We start from the raw sequence: 5,634 nt of genomic DNA, 5'->3' as shown, positions 1-5,634 counted from the left end.
TAGCCATAAAGGCTGCGGATTCCCTTGACGTAAAATCAGTATGTTAAATCCAGAGCGTGGTGATGCATCCCGGAGCGATCAGCATTTTAATCCAAAACAGGCTTGTCATAACAGCATTATTCCCTATTATTCAACAAAGCCTTGCCACGCTAGAAACCATGCAGCAGGCCAATCACCGCTCTGGCTGCACCAGTTTTCTCCCTACGCTTATCACCTCCAGTGATGTCTTTATCAAGCACGCTGTTGAAACCATGCGCGCTTATCTCACGTTACACGCCAATCAGGCACTCGGCCTGCATATTGAAGGACCGTGGCTGAATGTAGTGAAAAAAGGTACGCACGATGCCCGACTGATCCGTGCGCCAGAGCAACAGTTGGTTGACTGTCTTTGCGCCAATGCGGGCGTGGTTGGTAAAATCACGCTGGCACCGGAAAAGGTGCCACCCGCCATGATTCGACAGCTTAGCCAGACAGGGATTGTGGTTTCGGCCGTGCATTCCAATGCCACCTAGTAGGAAGCGAAACGCGGGTTTGCTGCCGGTATTCACTTTACCACACACCTGTTTAATGCCATGTCGTATATTAGCGGACGCGAGCCGGGTTTGGTGGGCGCTATTTATGACGCCCCAGAGATCTACTGCGGCATCATTGCCGACGGCATGCACGTTGATTGGGCCAATATCCGCAACAACAAACGGATCAAAGGTGAGAAACTCGTGCTGGTCACTGATGCCACGGCCCCGGCAGGTGCTGATATCGATAGGTTCACTTTTGGCGGTAAAACCATATACTACCGTGATGGGTTGTGCGTGGATGATAACGGTACGCTGAGCGGTTCGGCACTGACAATGATCATGCCGTCAAAAACAGCGTGAAACATGTCGGTATTGCGCTAGATGAAGCGCTGCGGATGGCAACCCTTTACCCAGCGCGCGCCATGCATCTGGACGATCGGTTAGGCAGTATCGAAAGTGGAAAAATCGCCAACCTGACAGTATTTGATGATGGGTACCACGTCCTTCATACCTTCGTGAATGGCAATAGCGTCTATACGCGATAACACGTGTAGCAAACGCTTAGGCTATCTGAGGTAGGGGGATATAAAACGAGGCCGAAAAGATAAGCGAGCGTTCAAGAATGACGACAGGCGGACAAGCACAAATAGGGAATGTTGATCTGGTTAAACAGTTAAATAGTGCCGTTATCTATCGTCTGATTGATCAACAAGGCCCCATTTCCCGCATTCAGATAGCCGAATTCAGTCAGTTAGCCCCTGCCAGCGTCACGAAAATCACGCGTCAGTTGTTGGAACGCGGGCTGATAAAAGAAGTTGATCGACAGGCCTCTACCGGCGGACGGTGTGCCATTTCCATCATCTGTGAAACACGGCCTTTTCACGCGATCGCAGTGCGTCTGGGCCGCCACTGCACAACGATTTCGCTCTACGATCTTCAGGGTAAATCGCTGAGCGATGCTCACTACCCGTTGACAGAAAGTACACAGGATACGCTGGAAGCCTCGCTGTTTGACGCAATCGGCGACTTTATCGCCATCAATCAACGCCGTATTCGGGAACTGATAGCTATCTCTGTCGTGCTCCCCGGCTTGGTCGATCCCTCGGCGGGAATTGTGCATTACATGCCGCATATTAGCGTCGATAACTGGCCGCTAGTACAGTTGCTACAACAGCGCTTCAAGGTCACGTGCTTTGTCGGCCATGATATCCGGAGCCTGGCGCTGGCTGAACACTATTTTGGTACCACTCACGACTACCCAGACTCTATTCTGGTCCGCGTTCACCGTGGCACCGGGGCGGGCATTTTGGTCAACGGGCAAATATTCCTCGGTAGCAACGGCAACGTGGGCGAAATCGGGCATATTCAAATCGACCCACTTGGCGAACTCTGCCACTGCGGCAACTTTGGCTGTCTGGAAACGGTGGTGTCCAACGGTGCGATAGAGCAACGTGTCGCTCACCTTCTGTCGCAAAGGTACAGCAGCAAACTGACACGCGAAGAGTGCACCATCACCGCCATCTGCAAAGCAGCTAACCGGGGTGATACGCTGGCACAAGATGTGCTCGAGCATGCAGGTAAATATTTAGGCAAAGCGCTTGCCATCGCCATCAACCTGTTCAATCCGCAAAAGGTAGTGATTGCGGGCGAGATCACCGATGCCGAGAAAATTCTGCTGCCTGCTATTCAACGCTGCGTTAACACCCAGGTACTGAAAGAGTTTCGTCAGCACCTGCCGATTGAAGTCTCCACATTGAACCACCTCTCTCCCATTGGGGCTTTCGCGCTGGTAAAACGTGCCATGCTTAACGGTGTGCTGTTGCAGCATTTACTGGAACCCTCTTGATAGTGGTCGTTTGCGGGATTATGAAATCTACAAAAATTCGCCCTCAATAGCGACACTGATTATCATTTTTTCATAAACGAGCCTTTCGCATTGAATAAAAAACATGCCAAAGGCTTTTTTCATTAAATGATATTGAATTCAAGTGGCATTTTGATGTTAAATCATTGTCATTGGTACAGCAGAAGGCAACGCGAACCGTTGTGGCATTGTCCCACTCAATGTTGCTGACGCCCTAACCGTGTTATTTCACTTCAGACAGGTGAGCAAGAGGGAGTTCTTTATGTGTTCTATTTTTGGTGTTTTGGATATCAAAACCGATCCGGTTGAATTGCGTAAAAAAGCGCTGGAGTTGTCTCGAATGATGCGCCACCGCGGCCCTGACTGGTCTGGTATTTATGCCAATGAAAAAGCGATTTTGGCCCACGAACGTCTCTCCATCGTTGACGTCAACACCGGTGCACAACCGCTCTACAACCAGGCACACACCCATATTCTGGCTGTCAACGGTGAAATCTATAACCATCAAGCAATGCGCCAGCAGTACGGCGACCGTTATGCCTTCCAGACCGGTTCTGACTGCGAAGTCATTCTGGCACTGTACCAGGAAAAAGGGCCGGAATTCTTAGATGACCTGCGCGGCATGTTCGCTTTTGCCCTGTATGACAGTGAAAAAGACGCTTACCTGATTGGTCGTGACCATTTTGGCATTATCCCCCTATATATGGGTTACGACGAACACGGCAACCTGTACGTTGCCTCGGAAATGAAAGCGCTGGTGCCAGTATGTCGCACCATCAAGGAATTCCCGGCAGGCAGCTACCTGTGGAGCAAAGACGGAGAAATTCGCGAATACTACCGTCGTGACTGGTTCGACTACGATGCCGTCAAAGACAACGTAACCGACAAAGAAGCGCTGCGTGAAGCATTGGAAGAATCGGTGAAGAGCCACCTGATGTCCGATGTGCCTTACGGCGTACTGCTTTCTGGCGGTCTGGACTCTTCCGTCATTTCCGCGATCACCAATAAATTTGCCGCACGCCGTGTGGAAGACGACGAGCGCAGCGAAGCCTGGTGGCCCCAACTGCACTCTTTCGCCGTTGGCCTGGAAGGTGCGCCGGATCTGAAAGCCGCGCAAGAAGTGGCCGAGCATTTGGGCACCGTGCACCACGAAATTCACTTCACCGTGCAAGAAGGGCTGGATGCTATTCGCGATGTGATTTATCACATCGAAACCTATGACGTAACCACCATTCGTGCGTCTACCCCGATGTATCTGATGTCACGTAAAATCAAAGCGATGGGCATCAAAATGGTGCTGTCCGGTGAAGGTTCTGATGAAGTGTTCGGTGGTTACCTGTACTTCCATAAAGCACCTAACGCCAAAGAACTGCACGAAGAAACGGTACGTAAACTGCTCGCACTGCATCAATACGATTGCGCGCGTGCCAACAAGGCCATGTCTGCCTGGGGCGTGGAAGCGCGTGTGCCGTTCCTAGATAAAAAATTCCTGGATGTGGCAATGCGCATCAACCCTCAGGACAAAATGTGCGGCAACGGAAAAATGGAGAAACACATTCTGCGTGAATGTTTTGAATCCTACCTGCCGCACAGCGTCGCTTGGCGTCAGAAAGAGCAGTTCTCTGATGGCGTGGGGTATAGCTGGATCGACACGTTGAAAGAGGTGGCGGCAAAACAGGTTTCTGATCAGCAACTGGAAACCGCCCACTTCCGTTTCCCGTACAACATGCCAACGTCCAAAGAAGGCTACCTGTACCGTGAAATCTTCGAAGAGCTGTTCCCGGTACCAAGTGCCGCAGAATGCGTGCCTGGAGGCACTTCTGTTGCCTGTTCTTCGGCAAAAGCGATCGAATGGGATGAATCCTTCAAAAAGATGGACGATCCATCAGGTCGTGCGGTTGGCGTTCACCAATCAGCGTACTGAGCGTAGCAGTTATAGAACATTGCCTTATTGTGATTGACTCGAATAAAAAAGGGCCCTTTATGGGCCCGTTTTTTTTCATTTTGTTGCAGGAAAACCTGTTTTATTGTCGCTTTTCTCATCATACTGTTCACAACCCAAACAAACGAACCGTCACAGGCGTTTTTAGGGAAAAAATGTGTTGACGCAATTCGGCCAACTACGCATAATGCGCCCCGCAACGCCGATGAAGGTGACGCGGAAAAGATGGCTACGTAGCTCAGCTGGTTAGAGCACAGCACTCATAATGCTGGGGTCACACGTTTGATTCCCGTCGTAGCCACCATCTTTTCTTGCGGGAGTGGCGAAATTGGTAGACGCACCAGATTTAGGTTCTGGCGCCGTAAGGTGTGCGAGTTCAAGTCTCGCCTCCCGCACCATTCCTTCACGGTTGTAAGCAACAAGGCATGTTAGGGTATTGGGGTATAGCCAAGCGGTAAGGCACCGGTTTTTGATACCGGCATTCCCTGGTTCGAATCCAGGTACCCCAGCCATGTAATTTATGCTATTTGATTGAAGTTAAAAGTTTTTATTGAAAAGCAAAAAATCAAGATGTACTAATGTACTATTTGGCTACGTAGCTCAGCTGGTTAGAGCACAGCACTCATAATGCTGGGGTCACAGGTTCGATTCCCGTCGTAGCCACCACATTTTTGGGGTATCGCCAAGCGGTAAGGCAGTGGATTCTGATTCCACCATTCCGAGGTTCGAATCCTCGTACCCCAGCCAAAAAACGCTGGTAACACAGTGAGAAACAGGGCGACAGTCGAAAGACGTCGCCCTGTTTGCTTTCATCCATTATTCAATAAACGATTAAAGGCCACCGTGCGGTAACCCGGTGGCCTTAGTTACGTTTCCAGCATGATGTCAGGAAAATGCGGATCAGCGCCAAAAATGCTAATAGCGCCTTTAGCGTGATGATAGCCGATTCTACAATCGCGCTTATCCGTTTGCTCCGGTTGGGAGCGCGATTCCCCTGATCGCTACCTGCACGAAAGATTATCGCCTTTACTAGGCTGTGTCTCTTAATTGCCTGATTTATAGTAACCGTATGTTTCCACAGTATATTGAACTATGGCTCGCTACGACCTTCCCGATGAAGCATGGATGATCATCCAGTCTTTACTGCCTGCTGAACCGGCAATACCACGTGCCGGACGTCCATGGGCAGAACATCGTAAAATCATCAATGGTATGTTCTGGATTCTGTGCTCAGGTGCTCCATGGCGTGATTTACCTGAGCGATATGGTCCGTGGAAAACCGTATATAACCGCTTTAATCGGTGGTCAAAATC

General features: G+C 50.3%; 4 protein-coding genes, 5 tRNA genes and 1 pseudogene. All 10 read left to right on the top strand.

What is annotated here, in order from left to right; translation table 11 throughout:
- The first annotated feature begins 40 nt into the window (after positions 1-40).
- Positions 41-223, top strand: a complete 183-nt coding sequence (locus QZ506_RS16050) for a hypothetical protein (protein WP_291972417.1) — start codon at positions 41-43, stop codon at positions 221-223.
- Positions 138-1,060: pseudogene (gene nagA, locus QZ506_RS16045) on the top strand (N-acetylglucosamine-6-phosphate deacetylase); the annotation flags it as partial. The gene QZ506_RS16050 and the pseudogene nagA, both read left to right, overlap by 86 nt.
- Before the next feature lie 77 nt (positions 1,061-1,137).
- Positions 1,138-2,361, top strand: a complete 1,224-nt coding sequence (locus tag QZ506_RS16040; RefSeq protein ID WP_291972415.1) for an ROK family protein — start codon at positions 1,138-1,140, stop codon at positions 2,359-2,361.
- A gap of 280 nt (positions 2,362-2,641) precedes the next feature.
- Positions 2,642-4,303 carry an asparagine synthase B gene (gene asnB / locus QZ506_RS16035; protein WP_291972413.1) on the top strand — a complete coding sequence of 554 codons (1,662 nt, stop codon included), beginning with the start codon at positions 2,642-2,644 and terminating at the stop codon, positions 4,301-4,303.
- A 245-nt stretch (positions 4,304-4,548) separates the two neighbouring features.
- A tRNA-Met gene (locus tag QZ506_RS16030) sits at positions 4,549-4,625 on the top strand.
- A 9-nt stretch (positions 4,626-4,634) separates the two neighbouring features.
- A tRNA-Leu gene (locus QZ506_RS16025) sits at positions 4,635-4,719 on the top strand.
- A gap of 39 nt (positions 4,720-4,758) precedes the next feature.
- A tRNA-Gln gene (locus QZ506_RS16020) sits at positions 4,759-4,833 on the top strand.
- Positions 4,834-4,910: 77 nt separating this feature from the next.
- Positions 4,911-4,987 (top strand) — tRNA-Met (locus QZ506_RS16015).
- Between the two features lie 6 nt (positions 4,988-4,993).
- Positions 4,994-5,068, top strand: a tRNA-Gln gene (locus QZ506_RS16010).
- Between the two features lie 345 nt (positions 5,069-5,413).
- The coding region (locus tag QZ506_RS16005) for a transposase (protein WP_291972410.1) at positions 5,414-5,634 on the top strand (221 nt) is incomplete at its 3' end.

It is taken from the genome of Candidatus Symbiopectobacterium sp. (genome assembly GCF_020054415.1).
Lineage (GTDB): Bacteria > Pseudomonadota > Gammaproteobacteria > Enterobacterales > Enterobacteriaceae > Symbiopectobacterium.
The sequence above is the reverse complement of the archived record's forward strand: the minus strand, read 5'-3'. Positions and strand labels throughout refer to the sequence as shown.

Bases quoted from the DNA above. Each gene is read 5' to 3' on its own strand.
- QZ506_RS16050 (WP_291972417.1), top strand. From the start codon at position 41: ATGTTAAATCCAGAGCGTGGTGATGCATCCCGGAGCGATCAGCATTTT.
- QZ506_RS16040 (WP_291972415.1), top strand. From the start codon at position 1,138: ATGACGACAGGCGGACAAGCACAAATAGGGAATGTTGATCTGGTTAAA.
- asnB (WP_291972413.1), top strand. From the start codon at position 2,642: ATGTGTTCTATTTTTGGTGTTTTGGATATCAAAACCGATCCGGTTGAA.